16 protein-coding genes are annotated in these 17,027 nt (G+C 63.6%); 8 read left to right on the top strand and 8 right to left on the bottom strand.

Annotated features, from left to right (window positions below):
* The 4 genes from KF827_RS18545 to KF827_RS18530 all read left to right on the top strand — a co-directional run.
* The coding region (locus KF827_RS18545) for a tetratricopeptide repeat protein (protein ID WP_291008756.1) at positions 1–290 on the top strand (290 nt) is incomplete at its 5' end.
* A complete protein-coding gene (locus KF827_RS18540; RefSeq protein WP_291008753.1) occupies positions 287–961 on the top strand; it encodes an LON peptidase substrate-binding domain-containing protein in 675 nt (224 codons plus the stop codon). The genes KF827_RS18545 and KF827_RS18540, both read left to right, overlap by 4 nt.
* Before the next feature lie 27 nt (positions 962–988).
* Complete coding sequence (locus KF827_RS18535; protein WP_291008750.1) at positions 989–1,210, top strand: Trm112 family protein; 222 nt, start codon at positions 989–991, stop codon at positions 1,208–1,210.
* Positions 1,210–1,599 (top strand): DUF971 domain-containing protein, encoded by a 390-nt coding sequence (locus tag KF827_RS18530; protein ID WP_291008748.1) that lies wholly within the window; start codon positions 1,210–1,212, stop codon positions 1,597–1,599. Before KF827_RS18535 ends, KF827_RS18530 begins: the two co-directional genes overlap by 1 nt.
* 16 nt (positions 1,600–1,615) lie before the next feature.
* Here KF827_RS18530 and KF827_RS18525 read toward each other — a convergent pair whose 3' ends face one another.
* Genes KF827_RS18525 through KF827_RS18515 form a run of 3 tightly spaced genes read right to left on the bottom strand, consistent with a single transcriptional unit; the run spans position 1,616 to position 4,661 of the window.
* Positions 1,616–2,971 carry an NAD(P)/FAD-dependent oxidoreductase gene (locus KF827_RS18525; RefSeq protein WP_291008745.1) on the bottom strand — a complete coding sequence of 452 codons (1,356 nt, stop codon included), beginning with the start codon at positions 2,969–2,971 and terminating at the stop codon, positions 1,616–1,618.
* 17 nt (positions 2,972–2,988) lie between these two features.
* Positions 2,989–3,864 carry a prephenate dehydratase gene (locus KF827_RS18520; RefSeq protein ID WP_291008742.1) on the bottom strand — a complete coding sequence of 292 codons (876 nt, stop codon included), beginning with the start codon at positions 3,862–3,864 and terminating at the stop codon, positions 2,989–2,991.
* A gap of 26 nt (positions 3,865–3,890) precedes the next feature.
* Positions 3,891–4,661, bottom strand: coding sequence for a 3-deoxy-manno-octulosonate cytidylyltransferase (locus tag KF827_RS18515; RefSeq protein WP_291008739.1), 771 nt, complete (start codon positions 4,659–4,661; stop codon positions 3,891–3,893).
* Between the two features lie 198 nt (positions 4,662–4,859).
* On the opposite strand from KF827_RS18515, the gene KF827_RS18510 reads away from it, so the two are divergent.
* From KF827_RS18510 to KF827_RS18500, 3 genes are read left to right on the top strand one after another with little or no spacing between them, the layout of a single operon-like run.
* Complete coding sequence (locus KF827_RS18510) at positions 4,860–5,399, top strand: cytochrome c family protein (RefSeq protein WP_291008736.1); 540 nt, start codon at positions 4,860–4,862, stop codon at positions 5,397–5,399.
* A 9-nt stretch (positions 5,400–5,408) separates the two neighbouring features.
* Complete coding sequence (gene hisN / locus KF827_RS18505) at positions 5,409–6,185, top strand: histidinol-phosphatase (protein ID WP_291008733.1); 777 nt, start codon at positions 5,409–5,411, stop codon at positions 6,183–6,185.
* A 31-nt stretch (positions 6,186–6,216) separates the two neighbouring features.
* Positions 6,217–8,052 (top strand): extracellular solute-binding protein, encoded by a 1,836-nt coding sequence (locus tag KF827_RS18500; RefSeq protein WP_291008730.1) that lies wholly within the window; start codon positions 6,217–6,219, stop codon positions 8,050–8,052.
* A gap of 24 nt (positions 8,053–8,076) precedes the next feature.
* Here KF827_RS18500 and KF827_RS18495 read toward each other — a convergent pair whose 3' ends face one another.
* The 5 genes from KF827_RS18495 to KF827_RS18475 all read right to left on the bottom strand — a co-directional run bounded on the left by KF827_RS18495 (position 8,077) and on the right by KF827_RS18475 (position 16,217).
* Positions 8,077–12,306 carry an AAA family ATPase gene (locus KF827_RS18495; protein ID WP_291008727.1) on the bottom strand — a complete coding sequence of 1,410 codons (4,230 nt, stop codon included), beginning with the start codon at positions 12,304–12,306 and terminating at the stop codon, positions 8,077–8,079.
* Between the two features lie 86 nt (positions 12,307–12,392).
* Positions 12,393–13,175: a DsbA family protein gene (locus KF827_RS18490; RefSeq protein ID WP_291008724.1), complete on the bottom strand. Its 783-nt coding sequence runs from the start codon at positions 13,173–13,175 to the stop codon at positions 12,393–12,395.
* A gap of 108 nt (positions 13,176–13,283) precedes the next feature.
* Entirely contained in the window at positions 13,284–13,790 is a 507-nt protein-coding gene (locus KF827_RS18485; protein WP_291008721.1) for a DUF721 domain-containing protein, read from the bottom strand.
* 38 nt (positions 13,791–13,828) lie between these two features.
* The gene (locus tag KF827_RS18480; RefSeq protein ID WP_291008718.1) at positions 13,829–14,302 is read right to left on the bottom strand and encodes a hypothetical protein; all 474 of its coding nucleotides are present in this window, start codon (positions 14,300–14,302) and stop codon (positions 13,829–13,831) included.
* Between the two features lie 97 nt (positions 14,303–14,399).
* The gene (locus KF827_RS18475) at positions 14,400–16,217 is read right to left on the bottom strand and encodes an acyl-CoA dehydrogenase (RefSeq protein ID WP_291008715.1); all 1,818 of its coding nucleotides are present in this window, start codon (positions 16,215–16,217) and stop codon (positions 14,400–14,402) included.
* A 178-nt stretch (positions 16,218–16,395) separates the two neighbouring features.
* Between KF827_RS18475 and KF827_RS18470 the strand changes: the two genes are divergently transcribed.
* On the top strand, positions 16,396–17,027 hold a 632-nt coding region (locus KF827_RS18470), incomplete at its 3' end, for a lyase family protein (RefSeq protein ID WP_291008712.1).

Genomic DNA, 17,027 nt, shown 5'->3' with positions numbered 1-17,027 from the left:
AACTGGCCCGTCAGGCCGGTGCCGCCGCCGGCCAGCTTGCCCCGCTGGAAGCCGCCGTGGCCGCCAATCCCGCCGATCATCAGGCGCGTTACGACTATGCCATTGCGCTGGTTGGCGACAATCGCCAGGAAGAGGCGATGGACCATCTGCTGCAAATCGTGAAGCGCGACCGCAAATGGAATGACGAGGCCGCGCGCAAGCAATTGCTGCAGATGTTCGAAGCCATGGGCCCGATGGACCCGCTGGTGGTGGATGCCCGCCGCAAGCTGGCCTCGATCCTGTTCGCATGACGCAGCCGCCGCAAAGCGAGCAGCCCGAGCCCCAAAGAGCCGGCGCCCTGCCGGCGCATCTGCCTATCTTTCCGCTGACCGGTGTGTTGCTGCTGCCGCGTGGATTGCTGCCGCTGAATATCTTCGAACCGCGCTATCTGGCGATGACGCGCGCGGCCCTGGCCGGCGACAAGCTGATCGGCATGGTGCAACCGCGTGAGAATGAAGGTGGCAAGAAGCCGGCCGTATACCACACCGGCTGTGCCGGCGAGATCGTCAGCGCCACCGATACCGATGATGGCCGCATCCTGATCACGCTGCGCGGCATCTGCCGCTTCGATATCGCCGAAGAGCTGGAAACCACCACCAGCTTTCGCCAGGTGCGGGCGGATTTCGCCGGCTATAAGCACGATCTGCTGCCGGCCGCCGATGGGCAGTTCGACCGCAGCCGCATGCTGAAGGCATTGCGCGGGTTTCTCGATACCAACAATCTCGCCGCGGATTGGCCGGCCATCGAGGCCACGCCCGATGAATTGCTGGTGCATTCGCTGGCGATGATCTGCCCATTCGCGCCGGCCGAGAAGCAGGCCTTCCTGGACAGCCGCGATTTCAAGCATCGCGCCGAGTTGCTCAGCGCGCTGTTGGAGATGGCGCAGTTGCAGCGCCCCGGTAGCGGCAATAGTCTGAACTGATCCGACCTGAAGGCACGCGAGGATGCGATGAGCGAACAGCCGAATGCAAGCCCAGCAAAAAACAGCCATGCCCCCGTGGATCCCAAACTGCTGGAATTGCTGGTTTGCCCGCTGACCAAATCCACCCTGCATTATGACCGCGACCGTAATGAGTTGGTGAGCGAGCAGGCCCGACTGGCCTATCCGATCCGCGATGGCATCCCGATCATGCTGGTGGACGAAGCCCGCTCGCTCGACGACGCGGCCTGATGCCAGACAGCCGCCCGCTTTATGAGCGCGCCGGCCGCCCGGCATGCCTGGAACTGCGCCTTAAATCCCAGGAGAAGGCGCTGGAAGTGGATTTCGCCGATGGCAAGACTTTCCGTTTCACGGCAGAATTCCTGCGTGTGGAAAGCCCATCGGCCGAAGTGCAGGGCCATGGCCCGCATCAGCGCAATTACGTGGCCGGCCGCCGCCATGTGAATATCATCGGCATCGAACCGGTGGGCAGCTATGCCGTGCGGCTGAAATTCGACGACATGCACGATACCGGGCTCTATAGCTGGGAATATTTCTATGAGCGCGGCCACGACCAGGACGAACTCTGGGCGAAATATCTGGAAGAGATCGGCAAGCGCGGCCTGAGCCGAGAGCCCTGATCACTTTGCTTACCGATCAGCCCAGCATCCTGATAACCGTCTGCGCTGCGTCGCGCCCCGAAAGCCAGGCGCCGGGCAACTGACCCAGCCAATCGGCGGGCGCAATATAATCGCCGGCAAACAGCACGCGGCCCATCGGGGTGGCCAGGGCACGCCGCACACCGCTGGCGCCCGGGCGGATCACGCTATGGCTGCCCAGGCTGAACGGATCGGTGCTCCAGCGACTGGCGATGGCATCCTCGAAACCGTCATCCGCCGCGTTGCCCATCAACAGTTTCAGCCGTGCCCGCGCGGCCGCAATCATTGCCGCTTCGCCTTCCTTGGCCAGTTCGCGCGCATAGCTGCCGCCAAAGCTGGCCTGTACCACGGAACGGTTCTGGCAATTCAGCCGGAACAGCATGGCCTGACGGGCCACCGGCGGACCGTTCAGCGTGGATGGCCCATAAACCTGGGTGTTCGCCACGGCATCGAAACTGCCAGGCTTGAACCGCAGCAGCACCCGTTCGATCACGCCAATCTGCAACCGGCTCAAAGCCTCTCGTCGCGCCGCCGGCTGTTCCGGCGAAAAGCCGATGCCGTTGGCATTGATCACACCAGGGGCCACAGCCACGATGCAGGCGCGCGCTTCCAGCACACCGCCTGCATGGGCAATCTTCACGCCACGGTCGCTCCATTCGATGCGATGCACCGGCTGGCCGGTGAAAACCGGCAGACCATTACCCAGGCCAGCGACCCAGCTGCCCAACCCGCCCGGTAACCATAGATCGCGTCCGGTGCCAGATAGCCTGGGCGTATCGAATGCCGAAAGCTGCGGGAAGTCCAATCCGACATGCAGCGGGCCGGCCAATCCCTTGGCCGCATCGGCCCAACGCGAATCAAGCGAAACCAGGGCGGCCAGCGGCCTGTCCTGACGCGCCGATTTGGCATCGGCCAAAGCATCGTCCAGCTTGTCGAGGTCAGCGCCCAGACTGTCGTAATCGCCTGGCTCGGCATCGCGCCCGGGCTCGAACAGCCAGAAATCGCCATCCTCCATTTCGGCGGCCGCATTCTGCGATCGCAACAGCGGCACCAGCGGATTGAGTTCCACCGACCGCAGATGCAGCGCACCGAGATCGACCGGAAAGCCCAGCCGCGCAGCATCCGTGAAGGCGCGGCCACCCAAACGCTGACGCGCTTCCAGCACGACCACGCGCAGGCCGCGTTCGCGCAGCAGGCGCGCCGCTGCCAATCCGGCCATGCCGGCGCCGATCACCGCCACATCGGTTTCCGATGGAATGTCTTGTGCCCGCAGCGGCTGCACCAATGGCAATGCGGCAGCCAGACCCAACAGCGCGCGGCGCGATAGTGTGCTGGCAGTTTGCGGGCCGCGCATGCCTGCCGCCCCGCTATTCAGCTTTCCTGGCGGAACGGATGCGCCCGGTAGACGCCCAGCAGCTTGAGCTGCCGTGAGAAATACGCCAGTTCCTGCAACGCCAGATCAACATTGCTATCCGCCGGATGGCCTTCGATCTCGACATAGAACTCGGCCACGCGGAAACCATCGGCCATGTAGCTTTCCAGTTTCACGACGTTGACTCCGCAGGTGGCGAAACCGCCCAGCGCCTTGTACAGCGCCGCCGGCACGCTGCGCACGCGGAACATCAGGCTGGTGAGGCATTTGCCCTGGATCGGATCCGGGTCGCGGCGCTGACGCTCCAGCTTGATGAAACGCGTGGTGTTGGAGGTCATATCCTCGATATCCGCGCGCAGAATCTGCAAGCCATACAATTCGCCGGCCAAGGTGGAGGCAATCGCCGCTTCGGCTGGATCGTTGCGTTCGGCCACTTCCTTGGCCGAGCCTGCCGTATCGGTGGACACGACCGGCTCGATGCCCATATCGCGGATCACCCGGCGGCATTGCGACAGCGCCTGCACATGGCTGTATACCCGCTTCACGCTTTTCGCCGTGGCTGATTTCGGCGCCAGCAACTGATGCCGCACGCGCAAGAAATGTTCGGCGGTGATGTAAAGCCCGCCATCGGGCAGCAATTGATGGATATCGGCCACACGCCCAGCCGTGCTGTTCTCGATGGGAATCAGCCCGCAAACCGCACGGCCCTCGCGCACGGCGGCAAAGGCATCCTCGAAGGTGGCACAGGGCAGCGGCGCCAGATCGGGCAGGGCCTCGCGGCAAGCCAGATGCGAATAGGCGCCGGGCGCGCCCTGGAATGCCACGATGGTCGTCGGGTCTGTATCGGCCGAGGCAATGGCGGGCGCAGGCGACATGCTGAAACTACCCTTGAATGAGCTGATTATCGTTGTTTCGCCATGACTTGGCGGATGCGTTCAAGATCGGCCGGAGTATCGACTCCGAGCGGCAGGGTGTCAACGACAGCGGCCGCGATGCACAGGCCGTTTTCCAATGCGCGCAACTGTTCGAGTTTCTCCCGGCGCTCCAGCGGGCTGGGCTTGAGGCTGACGAATTTCTGTAGCGCCGCGCGGCGATAGGCATAGATGCCGATATGGTGCCACAGCGGCCCTTCACCCGAGGGTACCGGCCGGCGGCTGAAATACAGCGCCCGTCCCACGGTCTGCTCCGGCTCTAGGCTCAACACCGCTTTCACTACGTTGGGGTCGTCGATTTCATGGCGATCCTGGATCGGCGTGGCCAAGGTGGCGATATCCACCGCCGCATCGGCCAATGGCAGCAATGCCGCACGTACCACCTTGGGATCGATGGCAGGCAGGTCGCCCTGCAGGTTGATCACCGCATCATGGCGGCCATCCGGGTCCAACCGGCCTAAAGCCTCCCAGATCCGGTCGGAGCCCGAGGGATGCGCCGGATCGGTCAAAACCGCCTCGCCGCCCGCCGCCGTTACGGCTTGGGCAATCGCCGCATCGCCACAGGCCACCGCCACCCGGGCGAATCCGGCTTCCCGGGCACGATCCAGGCAATGCACGATCATCGGCTTGCCATGAATATCGGCCAGCGGCTTGTCTGGCAGCCGGGTAGAGGCCAGCCGCGAAGGGATCAGCACAATCGGGTTGCGAGGGGAATTGGCAGACTGGGCGGCTGGGTTCATGGTTTTCAATCGGTTGGGATTTCAAATGGTTGAGGCGACGCGGGGTGCGGCACTTCGCCGCATCGGACGGCACCGCCTTGGTGCCTGCCCGGGGGTTTATACGGGTTGCGGACGATCCGGGGAAGGCAGTAATCTGCGACCGCTTTTCGGGCCCCAACGAAGGCTCCGAAATCTATGCCTTTTCGGGAGTTGCGCGATATGGATAGTTTCGAGCTGAACAAGATCGCCGGCGCGGTGCTCGCCTGCTTGCTGGTGATCATGGGTGTGAACCAGTTCGGCAATATCCTGTTCCACCGCGCGCCCTTGGCCGAGCAGGCCTTCAAGATTGAAGTGGCCGACGCCGCCCCCTCAGCCAGCGCAGCCCCGGCAGCGGCCGAACCGGCCCCGGAGATGGGCCCGTTGCTGGCCTCTGCTGATGTTGAAGCCGGCAAGAAGTCTGCGGCCAAATGCGTGGCCTGCCACAGCTTTGAAAAGGGCGGCGCCAACAAGGTCGGCCCGAATCTCTGGAACGTGGTGGGCAACCACAAGGGCCATGTCGATGGCTTTGCCTTCTCCGATGCCCTGAAGAAGACCCCCGGCGAGTGGACCTACGAAAACCTGTTCGCCTTCCTGGGCAGCCCGCGCACCTATGCTCCTGGCACCAAGATGTCGTTCGCCGGCATCCGCAGCAACAAGGAACGCGCCGACCTGCTGGCCTATCTGCGCACCCTGGCCGACGATCCCAAGCCGCTGCCGTAAGTAGCTGCGGTGCGCTGCCCGGATGATCTGATCCGCTTCGCCAGCCACCTTGCCGATCTGGCCGGCGAAGCGATCCGTCCGCATTACCGCAAACGAATCGATATCGAACGCAAGGCCGATGCCTCGCCGGTGACCGTGGCCGACCGCGCCGCCGAAGCCGCCATGCGACAGGCGATTGCCGCCAGCTATCCAGACCATGGCATCTTTGGCGAGGAATACGGCCATGAGCGCCCGGATGCGCCCTGGCAATGGATTCTGGATCCTATCGACGGCACCAAGAGCTTTGTCACCGGCCTGCCGATCTTCGGCACCTTGATCGCCCTTACCCAAGACGGCAAGCCGGTTCTGGGCGTGATAGACCAGCCCATCCTGCGCGACCGCTGGATCGGCGCCGAGGGCCATACCACCACCTGCAACGGCAGCGCAGCCCCAGCCAATTCCGGCACCAGCCTTGCCGATGCCGCTTTGCTCACTACCTATGTGGATGGCTTCAACGAGTCTGAAGCCGCGGCCTTTACCCGCCTGCGCAAGGCCTGCCGGCTGAACCGCATGAGCGGCGATTGCATCGCCTATGCCCTGATTGCCGGTGGCTTTGCCGATATCGTGGTGGACGGCTTGGTGCAGCCCTATGATTACGCCGCCCTGATCCCGGTGATACAGGGTGCCGGTGGCGTTATCACCGATTGGGAAGGTCGGGTACTGGATACGCGCTCGCCGGCCCGGGTGCTGGCGGCGGCCAATGCCGATTTGCATACGGCGGCGCGGGAGATTTTGAGCGGCGCCTGATCCGGCGCCCAACCGAATACGGAGATCGATGATGTTGCGCCTCAAGCTCCTCACCCCTCTCCTCATGCTGTGCGCGGCCTTCACCGCCGCCTTGCCGCTGGCCGGCGCCGCACAGACCAAAAAGACCCACGCCCTGTCGCTGGTGGGCGAGCCGAAATACCCAGCCGATTTCAAACATCTCGATTACGTGAATCCCAACGCGCCGAAGGGCGGCGAAATCAAACTGGCCAGCGTTGGCGGTTTCGACAACCTGAACCCCTTCATCCCCAAGGGCGACGAAGCGCCGGGCTTGGCCTTCCTCTATGAAACCCTGATGGGTTCGCCGATGGATGATATATCGGCAGAATACGGCCTGATCGCCGAAAGCGTGGAAGTGCCCGACGATCTGGGCTGGGTGGCTTTCGACCTGCGCCCACAGGCGAAATGGGCCGATGGCGCGCCCATCACCGCTGAAGACGTGGCCTATAGCTTCGAACGCATCAAGGCCGAGGGCGAGCCAATGATGCAGTATTATTATGCCAATGTAACCCGCGCCGAAATATTGGGGCCGCGCAAGGTGAAGTTCCATTTCACCGGCCCGCCCAACCGCGAATTGCCGCAGATTGTCGGCCAATTACCGGTGCTGCAAAAATCGCTCTGGGAAAAGCGCGGCTTCGACAAGGTGACACTGGAACCCTGGGCTGGTTCAGGCCCCTATCGCATCAAGGAATTCCAGGCCAACCGCTATATCGTTTATGAATTGCGCAGCGATTGGTGGGCCAAGGATCTGCCGCTCAATAAGGGCCGCTATAATTTCGGCAGCATACGCTTCGATGTGTATCGAGACAGCACCGTAACCCTGGAAGCCTTCAAATCCGGACAATACGACTATCGCAGCGAAAATATCGCCCGCGTGTGGAATACCGGCTACGAGTTTCCCGCCCGCACCAACGGCCTGGTGAAGCTGGAGGAAATTCCGCATCATCGCCCGACCGGCCTGAGCGGCTTTGTGTTCAATCTGCGGCGCGATAAATTCCAGGATGCGCGCCTGCGCGAGGCGTTGACCTTCTCTTACGATTTCGAATGGGCGAACAAGACTTTCTTCTTCGGCCAATATAGCCGCACCAACAGTTATTTCGAGAATTCCGATTTCGCCGCGCAAGGCATGCCCGGAGCGGATGAATTGAAACTGCTGGAACCGCTGCGTACACAATTGCCCGCCCGCGCGTTCGGCCCGGCCTTCAAATCGCCGGAGACCGATGGCTCAGGCGCCGACCGCAACGCTTTGCGCAAGGCGCGTGAATTGCTGAACCAGGCCGGCTATGCGGTGAAGGATGGCAGCCTGCGCGACAAGAACGGCAAAGCCTTCGAGATCGAAATCCTGCTGGCCGATCCCAGCTTCGAACGTATTGCCGCCGCCTGGGGCCAGAGCCTGCAACGGCTCGGCATCAAGCTGAATATCCGCACGGTGGACAGCTCCCAATATGTGAATCGCACCCGCGCTTTCGATTACGACATGATCTTCGGCGGCTGGCCACAATCGAATTCGCCAGGCAATGAACAGCGCAGTTTCTGGAGCAGCGCCGCTGCCGACAATCCTTCCAACCGCAATTATGCCGGAATCAAGGATGCCGCGATCGACAAGCTGGTGGATGCGGTGATCTTCGCCAAAAGCCGAGAGGAATTGATAGCGGCAACCCGCGCGTTGGATCGCGCGCTGACCTGGGGCTTCTACGCCGTGCCGGGCTGGACCTTGCGCAAGGACCGCATCGCCTATTGGGACAAGTTCGGCAAGACCGATATCGTTCCGAAATACGGCAACGAATTCATGTCCTGGTGGGTCGATCCGGCCAAGGATGCGAAACTGCGCGAGGCAATGCGGCGCTAAGGCCGCATTGTCCGCTGCTGCTGTTCAAGCCGTCTGGCGCATCGCCTCGGCGCCGGCGAGATCCACCGATACCAGGGTGGAAACGCCGCGCTCGGCCATGGTGACACCGAACAGACGATCCATACGCGCCATCGTGATCGGATGGTGGGTCACCACCACGAAGCGGGTACCCTCGCCCATTTGCGAGGTCTGACGCGCCATCGTCTCCATCAGATTGCACAGACGTTCCACATTGGCATCGTCCAGCGGCGCGTCCACCTCGTCGAGCACGCAGATCGGCGCCGGATTGGTGAGGAACACCGCAAACAACAGGCTCAGTGCCGTGAGCGCCTGCTCGCCACCCGAAAGCAACGACATTACCTGCAAGCGTTTGCCGGGCGGCGATGCCATGATTTCCAGGCCGGCTTCCAGCGGATCGTCGCTTTCCACCAACTGCAGATGCGCCTTGCCGCCGCCGAATACTTCCACGAACAGCTTCTGGAAATGCGCATCCACCTTCTGGAACGCATCCAGCAGGCGTTCGCGGCCTTCCTTGTTCAGGCTGGCAATGCCCTGACGCAACTTTTCGATCGCAGCGATCAGATCGTTCTGCTCGCCCTGCAGGGTTGTGAGCTTTTCCTCGACTTCGTTCGCTTCCAACTCGGCACGCAGATTCACCGGCCCCATATTGTCGCGTTCCTTGCGCAGACGCTCCAGGCGGCTTTCCACCTGCGGCAGGGTGGGGAATTCCTCGCCATCCTCCACCTCGCCGGCCTTCAGCACATCGGCCGGCTCGCATTCCAGCGCCTCGCGGATACGCAGCGCAAGCTCGTCTAGGCTCTGACGCTGATGCTCGAAATCAGCCTCGGTGCGGACGCGGGCCTCACGGCAATGGCCGAGAATCTGTTCCAGCTCGCGGGCCGTCTTGGCCGCCAAGGCCTGGGCAGCTTCGGCATTGGCAAGATGGTCGGCCACTTCGTTGCGTGCGGCCTCCGCCTTGCCGATCTCCTCCAGCAGCGCCCCGCGCTTGCTTTCGATGCCGGTCGGGATTTCATAAAGCCGCAGCAATTCCGCTTCGGCCTCGGCCTGGCGGCTTTCAAGCTGCTCAAGCTGCTGCGCCGAACTGGAGGCATGCGCCTCGGCGGCATTGCGCTCATGCACCATCGCTTCCAGGCGATGGGCGCGGGCCATGGCCTCACGACGCAGTTGCTCCAGCGCCGCGCGGGCTTCGGCCAGGGATTGGCGCAAACCATCCACGCGTAAGCGCAGGGCCGCAATCGCCTCGCGGGCCAAGGCTTCATCAGGCATCAGGCTCAAGGCTTCGGCCAGGGCCTGGCGCTGGCTTTCCAGCTCGGCGACATCATTGCTCAATTGAGCGATCTGATCGGCCAGGGCAGCCAGCTTGGATTGCCGTTCGGCCTCGCGGCGCACCACATCGGCCTGGCGGGCACGGGCGGTTTCAAGTTCGCGCTCGGCGCGCTGGATATCCTGGTCGCAACGCTGGCGGCTGGCCTGGCGCTCGCGCTCGGCGGCGGCCAGCGCCTGGTTGGCCTGTTCGCGGGCCGACTGGCGTTCGCGTTCAGCCGTGGCGATGGCGGCCTGGCCGGCTTCGCGGGCACGCACGCGCTCGCGTTCGGCATTGGCCACTTCGGCATCGCCACGCTGGCGGGCTTCTGCGCGGTCACGCTCGGCCTGTTGCACGGCCTGTTCGGCTTCGCGCCGCAGTTGTTCACGTGCCTGCTCGGCGCGTGCCAGATCGGCGGCGGCGGCCTGGCGGCGGGCAGCGCCTGCATTCTCGGCCTGCTTAACCCAATCGGCGCCTTCGGCACGGGTGGCATCGCGGGCGGATTCGGCCTGTTGCACGGCACCGCGTGCCGCACGCTCGGCCTGCACCGCCTGTTCGGTGGCCGCACGGGCCTGCTGATAGGCCTCCTGCGCATCGGCCAGCTTGCCTTCCAACTCGCGCAATTCCTCGCGCAGATCAGCCAGGCGGTTGCGCTGTTCCAGCTTGATCGAGGCTGGCGTGGGCGCACCCGCCTTGACCGTGAAGCCATCCCAGCGCCACAGCGCGCCAGACTTGGAAACCAGACGCTGGCCTGGACGCAACTGGCTGCGCAGACGGGCGCCATCGGCCTCTTCCACGATGCCGATCAGGCCCAGGCAGCGCGCCAGAGCCGGCGGCGCCGAAACATGGGCGGTGAGCGATACCGCACCTTCCGGCAAGGCCGGCGGATCGGAAAGCGGCGGCAACGCTTCCCAGAATACCGGCGCGCCGGTATCGGCTGAAGAATTCAGTTCATCGCCAAGCGCCGCACCCAGCGCCTTCTCGAAACCCGGCTCCACGGTAAGTTGGTCGATGACCGGCGCAAACAGCGAGGCCTCATCCACCTTCAGCAGCCGCGCCAGACCGGATTCTTCAGCCTTCAGGCGGGTCAGTTCGCCCTGCACCGCCTGCCAGGCATCGCGCGCGGTCTGCTCGGCCTGAGCAATGCGCTGGCGTTCTGCCTCGGCAGCCTCGATGCCGGCACGAGCCTGCTCTATCAGCGCGGCCTTCTCGGCTTCCGCTGCGGCGGCCCGGGCGCGCACTTCATCGATATGCTGGGCGTGTTCGGCTTCCACCGCATTCACGCCAGTACGCGCCGCATCCACCTTCACGGCTTCGTCGGCCAGCAGGCGTTCCATGCTTTCGCGGGCCGTCTGGATACGCGCGTCATGCTCCTGCTCGAACCCGGCCAGACCGGCACGAACCGCTTCCACCTTGGCGGCCTGCTCGGCCTCGATGGCCTCCAGAGCCGCACGGGCGGCTTCGATACGGCCGGCATGATCGGTTTCCACCGCTTCCAGCGCGGCCCGGGCAGCTTCCACCAGCTTGGCCTGTTCGGCCTCGGCGGCATCCAGCGCCACGCGGGCAGCCTCAACAGCGGCCAGGCGCGCTTCGATCTCGGCACCGGCTTCTGCGGCGGCAGCCAAAGCACCTTCATCGGTTTCCAGGCGCTGATGCTCGGCGCTCACTTCCTCCAGCCGGGCGCGCAGGCGCTGCAGCCGGCGATCGGCATCTTCGATGGTCTGCAACAGACGGGCACGCTCGGCCTGTTCGGCGGCGGCGCGCTCGGTTTGCGCATCCAGCTCGGTCTGGGCCTCGGCCACCTGCACCTGGGCCGCCTGGATAGCAGCCTCGGCATTGCTATGGGCTTCCGCCTCACCGCTCTGGGCGCTCAGCAGGCTTTCGTTTTCAGCCGCCAGCTTCTGCAGGGTTTCCAGCGCCTCGGCATTCAGCGCGCGTTCGCGCTGGCGGTCGGCATCGATCTGGGCAATGCGCTGCTCTACCTGAGCCGCGGCTTCCCGCGCGCGGGCCTCTTCGGCATCCAGGCCATCGCGGGCAACAGCCAGGCGATGTAGGCGGGCGCCGGCCTCGGCCTCGGCCTGGCGCAGCGGCGGCAGGGCCTCGGCAGCGATGCGTTCAGCACCATGGGCTTCCGAAACCTGCAAGGTACGGTCGGCCACATCGCGCTCGGCAGCATGCATGGCGGCTTCGGCCGCGGCCAGAGCTTCCTGCAATGCGGTATGGCGCAGATGGAACAGAATGGCTTCGGTGCGGCGGATCTGGCCAGCGATGTTGCGATAACGGCTGGCCTGGCGGGCCTGACGCTTCAAGCCCTGCAATTGCTGGTCGAGCTGGCCGATCACATCGACCACGCGACCGAGATTGTTTTCCGCCGCCTTCAGACGCAACTCGGCTTCATGCCGGCGCGAATGCAGGCCGGAAATGCCGGCGGCTTCTTCCAGCAGCATGCGGCGATCGGTGGGCTTGGCATTGATGATGGCGCCCACGCGGCCCTGGCTGACCATGGCTGGTGAATTGGCACCCGATGCCAGATCGGCGAAGAAAAGCTGCACATCGCGGGCGCGCACATCCTGGCCGTTGATGCGATAATCCGAGCCGCGCTCGCGCTCGATGCGGCGGACGATTTCCAGGGTCTCCTGCTCGTTGAAAGCAGCCGGCGCGGTGCGGGTTTGATTATCCAGGCTGAGCGAAACTTCGGCGACATTGCGCGCCGGCCGCGTGGCGGTGCCGGCAAAGATCATGTCGTCCATGCCCGAGCCACGCATACGCTTGGCCGAGTTCTCGCCCATCACCCAGCGCAGCGCCTCCACCAGATTGGATTTGCCGCAACCATTCGGACCGACCACGCCGGTGAGGCCGGGATGGATCACGAATTCGGTCGGCTCCACAAAGGATTTGAAGCCGGACAGGCGCAACTTGGTGAATTGCACTGCGTCACCCTTTCACTTTCTTGTCGGCCCGACGGCTGTTTGCCATCGGGCCGAAGCACACTCGACAACCAACGATGCGGCGCGGATCAACGCTTGCGCAGCAGGAAGAACACGATACCGCCGACGATCAGCACCACCACCGCAATGGTGATGTAGGTCTTCACGTTACCGGCGAAAAAACCGCTGCCGGCACCACCGGCGCCGGACGCGTTGGATTGCGAAGCCGGCGCAGAAGCGCCATCCTTGGCCAGGCTATCCAGTAACTGACGGAATTCCTCCATCCCCGGCACGCCCGGCAAGGTCTTGCCGTTCACGATCAGGGTGGGCGTGGAATTGACGTTGAATTTCTGATTGCCTTCCAGCCGGGCATTCAGGATGTAATCGCCCACGGCCTGATCGGCGAAGCAGGCTTCAACCTGTTCGGCCGACATGCCGCCAAGCCGGCCGATCTGCACCAAAGCCGCACGCGGATCAGCCGCCGTGGCCCATTGGCGCTGCTGCGCGAACAGCACTTCCAGGAAGCTGAAATAGCGCTCAGGCCCCGAGCAACGGGCCAGCGCCGCACCGGCGAAAGCCAGTTGATCCAGCGGGAAATCCCGATAGACCAGCCGCACCTTACCGGTATCGATATACTCGGTTTTCAGTACCGGCAGGATCGTGGCATGGAAATTGGCGCAATGCGGGCAGGTCAGCGAGGCATACTCGATGACCGTAACCGGGGCATTGGCCTTGCCTAGAACCATGTCCTGCAAACGGGGATCAGCCGCCGCCGGGGCCGCCGTTTGGGCAGAGGCCGCAGCCGGGGTCAGGGCAGGCAGAGACGCCAAGGCAAACAGCATGGCGCCGAAGATACGCTGTATATATTTCATAGATGGGCTCCAACCCCCAATATCTAGGGGCATTTTAGGGATTCACACGCCGGGGCAGCAACCCGACTCATCTGTTTATCCACAGGAATCTGGCGGCTTTGAGGCAGACTAGCGCTGTGCCAGCAGGGATCGCCCAAGAGTTTCAAGCGCTTGGCGGAGTTTCTTGTCCTCCACCCCGGAAAGCAGCTCTTCGAGTCGTTCTGCTGCCTTGCCGTCCAGCGGCCTGGGTTGGCGTATCGGCGGGGCCGGAGTCTCCCGCCGCCGAATCGGCATCTGCTTCAGCCGCAACCCGGCCACCGCCCGATAACCGAAATAACCATTGATGCGTTCCACCACCAACGGCGCGAGATGCTGCAATTCCAAAGCCTGGGCCCCGCTGACCGCCACTTCCAAAGTGGCGCCCGATGCCGCCTCGCCGGGATAGATCAGCCGCTCGGGCTGGGTATCGGGCGACAAAAGCGGGCCGACAATCTCAGGCCAGCGCTGCATGATATCGCCGAATATGGCGCCGCGCTTGCGCAGCAAAGGCGAAGTAAGCCGCCCAAGCGCCACGTTCAGGCCGCGCGGAGCATTCATGCGGCTATATTTGTCGCGGGGTTTTTCAGGTTCGGCCATGCCGGCAGTATAGCCGTTTCACTGCCTGGCCGCAGCGGTTATGCCGGCCTGAAGCGCCTGATCGCCAAAAGTCCGAAGCCTGCGGAAACCAGCAGCAGCAGTCCTTGAGCGATGGCAAAAGGCGGTTCGGCCAAAGTGGGCGCCAGCGCATTCAGGCCGGGGATGCGGGTGAACATCTGCGCCATCAGCACGAAAAGCAGCAGATACACGCTCGCTACCACGCCACCGGCATATATCACCCGCCAGATACCCAGCATGCCGAAGCGGTAGCGCGCCGGCAATGTCAGCGCCAGCACCAGCAGCGCAACAATGGCCACGCCATGGGATGGCAGGAAAGCCGCAGCGGGAAACGCGAAGCCGCTGAGCGAGGTGAACAAGGCCGTGGCAAAAAACCAGCCGCTGAGTTGCGGCCGCGCTTCGCTGCGCAACAAATCGCTCAGCACGATCATGCCGAGAAAAATGCTGATGAAGCTGACCAGCGTGTGAATGACGACGAGAAAGGTGAGGAACATGGCGCGATCCGATGCCGTATCATGGGCCGAGCCCCATCATGAGGCCACGAGCCCCATCATGAGGCCATCGGCCGATCACGCCTATTATACTCTGGTGTTAGAGCCAGTCGGGCTCCGTTTCCAGAGTCGTCGGCTCAAGCCGTGCCAGCAGCGGCAACCAATAATCCAGCTTGGCCAATTCATAAGCATAGAAATACCGGCAGGCGGCCAGCTTGCTTTTGTAAAAGGCGGTATCGGCGCCGGCCGCTCCGGCCTGCAAGGCAAGCGCCGCAACACGGGCCTGGCGCAGCCACATCCAGGCAATCGCCACATGGCCCATCATATCGAGATACAGGGTGGCATTGGCCAGATAGAGCGCGATGCGGCCATCCCTGGCTGCCGGCTGCATGGCCAGGGTGCAATCCTCCACCCGGCGCAGCGCTGCTTCGAGCGTATCGGCAAAGCCCGTCACATCGGGCAGCGCACGCGCCGCCGCGATATCCTCGCGTATGGTGCTGAATAGCAATGCCAGGCCGGCACCATCGCGCATCAGCACCTTGCGCCCCAGCAGATCCATGCCCTGAATGCCATGGGTACCTTCATGGATCGGGTTCAGGCGATTGTCGCGGTAATACTGTTCCACCGGATAATCCCGGGTATAGCCATAGCCGCCCAGCACCTGGATGGCATGTTTGTTGGCTTCCAGGCAGTATTCACTCGGCCAGGATTTCACCATCGGGGTGAGCATATCCAGCAACTGTCTGGCGCGCTGACGCGCGGCTTCGTCTGGCGCGGTATGCTCGTCATCCACCAGGTTGGCGGCATAAAGACAGAGCGCCAAGGCGCCTTCGCTGGCAGCCTTCTGCGCCAGCAAAAGCCGGCGGATATCGGCATGCTGAATGATCGGCACCGGCGGCGAAGCCGGGTTCTTGTTATCCGGCGCGCGGCCCTGAGGCCGGTTCTTGGCGTAATCCAGGCTGTAGCGATAGCCTGCGATGCCCAGCGAAGTGGCGCCCAGGCCAACCCCGATACGCGCCTCGTTCATCATCATGAACATGTAATCCAAACCGCGATGCGGTTCGCCCACCAACTGGCCGACGCATTCGCCATTCTCGCCGAAATTCAGCAGAGTGTTGGTGGTGGAGCGATAGCCCATCTTATGATTGAGGCCGACAAGTTGCACGTTGTTGCGCTCACCCAGCGAACCATCGGGATTCACCCGCCGCTTCGGCACGGTGAACAGCGAAATGCCGCGCACACCGGCCGGCGCGCCATCGATCTTGGCCAGCACCAGATGCACGATGTTTTCCGACAGGTCATGCTCGCCGCCGGAAATCCACATCTTGGTGCCGCTGATGCGGTAGTTGCCATCGGCCAGCGGCGTGGCGCGGGTGCGGATATCGGCCAAGCCGGACCCGGCCTGCGGTTCGCTCAGGCACATGGTGCCGAAGAAACGCCCGGCCAGCATCGGCTTGAGATACAGCTCCTTCTGCGCGGCATTGCCGAAAGCACCGATCAGGTTGGCGGCACCGATGGTGAGGAAGGCATAGCCCACGCTGCCGATATTGGCGGCATCGAAACAGGCAAAGCAGGCCTGGGTAACCGCCCAGGGCAGTTGCTGGCCGCCCTCGTCGTAATCTCGGTGTGCGGCCATGAAGCCGGCCTCGATCAGACGGTCCAGCGCCCGCTTCACCTCTGGGATAATGTGCACGCGTTCGCCATCGAAATGCGGCTCGGTCTGGTCGCCCTTGCGGTTGTGGGTCTGGAAATACTGCGCGGCAATGGTTTGCGCCGTATCCAGCGCCGCTGACAGCGTGCCGCGATCATGATCGGCATAGCGCAGCCGGGCGCTCAGCGCTTCCACGTTCAACAGCTCGAAAAGCTGGAAATCCAGGTCGCGGCGGTCGATGGTGGAAAGCTGGTTTTCGGCGGCCATGGCGTCACTCCCTTTGAATGGCGGGACGCTGCCGCAGACCGCCCATGGAGGCAAGGCTCCCGCAGCGTTAGTTAGCCGGTTGCGCGGCAGGCTGCCCGGGGGTAAAACCGCCGCGACCGCCCAATATGATGCGGATTCCCGCCTGAGAGCCCATCCTGAGACACCCAGTGAGACCATCATGATCCCTCGCTATACCCGCCCCGAAATGGCCGCCATCTGGGAACCGGAGATGAAATTCCGGCTCTGGTTCGAGATCGAAGCCCATGCCTGCGATGCCCAGGCCAAGCTGGGCGTGATCCCGCAAGCGGCAGCCAAGGAAGTGTGGAAGAAGGGCAAGTGGGAGATCGACCGCATCGACGCCATCGAGCGCGAAACCAAGCATGACGTGATCGCCTTCCTCACCCATCTGGCCGAAATCGTCGGCCCCGAAGCGCGCTTCGTGCATCAGGGCATGACCAGCTCGGACGTGCTGGACACCTGCCTGAACGTGCAGCTGGCCCGCGCCGCCGACCTGCTGATCGCCGACACCGACGCCCTGCTGGCCGCCCTGAAAAAGCGCGCCCTGGAATACAAGATGACGCCCACCATCGGGCGCAGCCACGGCATCCATGCCGAGCCGACCACCTTCGGCGTCAAGCTGGCGCTCGCCCATGCGGAGTTCTCGCGCTGCCGCAGCCGTCTCGTCGCGGCGCGCGCGGAGATCGCCACTTGCGCCATCTCGGGCGCCGTCGGCACCTTCGCCAACATCGACCCGCGCGTCGAGGAGCATGTCGCCAAGGCGCTCGGCCTGACGCCGGAGCCGGTCTCCAC

Source organism: Ferrovibrio sp. (assembly GCF_019636075.1).
GTDB lineage: Bacteria > Pseudomonadota > Alphaproteobacteria > Ferrovibrionales > Ferrovibrionaceae > Ferrovibrio.
This window is presented reverse-complemented; position numbering and strand designations above follow the sequence as displayed.

Bases quoted from the DNA above. Each gene is read 5' to 3' on its own strand.
- KF827_RS18540 (WP_291008753.1), top strand. From the start codon at position 287: ATGACGCAGCCGCCGCAAAGCGAGCAGCCCGAGCCCCAAAGAGCCGGC.
- KF827_RS18535 (WP_291008750.1), top strand. From the start codon at position 989: ATGAGCGAACAGCCGAATGCAAGCCCAGCAAAAAACAGCCATGCCCCC.
- KF827_RS18530 (WP_291008748.1), top strand. From the start codon at position 1,210: ATGCCAGACAGCCGCCCGCTTTATGAGCGCGCCGGCCGCCCGGCATGC.
- KF827_RS18525 (WP_291008745.1), bottom strand. From the start codon at position 2,971: ATGCGCGGCCCGCAAACTGCCAGCACACTATCGCGCCGCGCGCTGTTG.
- KF827_RS18520 (WP_291008742.1), bottom strand. From the start codon at position 3,864: ATGTCGCCTGCGCCCGCCATTGCCTCGGCCGATACAGACCCGACGACC.
- KF827_RS18515 (WP_291008739.1), bottom strand. From the start codon at position 4,661: ATGAACCCAGCCGCCCAGTCTGCCAATTCCCCTCGCAACCCGATTGTG.
- KF827_RS18510 (WP_291008736.1), top strand. From the start codon at position 4,860: ATGGATAGTTTCGAGCTGAACAAGATCGCCGGCGCGGTGCTCGCCTGC.
- KF827_RS18500 (WP_291008730.1), top strand. From the start codon at position 6,217: ATGTTGCGCCTCAAGCTCCTCACCCCTCTCCTCATGCTGTGCGCGGCC.
- KF827_RS18490 (WP_291008724.1), bottom strand. From the start codon at position 13,175: ATGAAATATATACAGCGTATCTTCGGCGCCATGCTGTTTGCCTTGGCG.
- KF827_RS18485 (WP_291008721.1), bottom strand. From the start codon at position 13,790: ATGGCCGAACCTGAAAAACCCCGCGACAAATATAGCCGCATGAATGCT.
- KF827_RS18480 (WP_291008718.1), bottom strand. From the start codon at position 14,302: ATGTTCCTCACCTTTCTCGTCGTCATTCACACGCTGGTCAGCTTCATC.
- KF827_RS18475 (WP_291008715.1), bottom strand. From the start codon at position 16,217: ATGGCCGCCGAAAACCAGCTTTCCACCATCGACCGCCGCGACCTGGAT.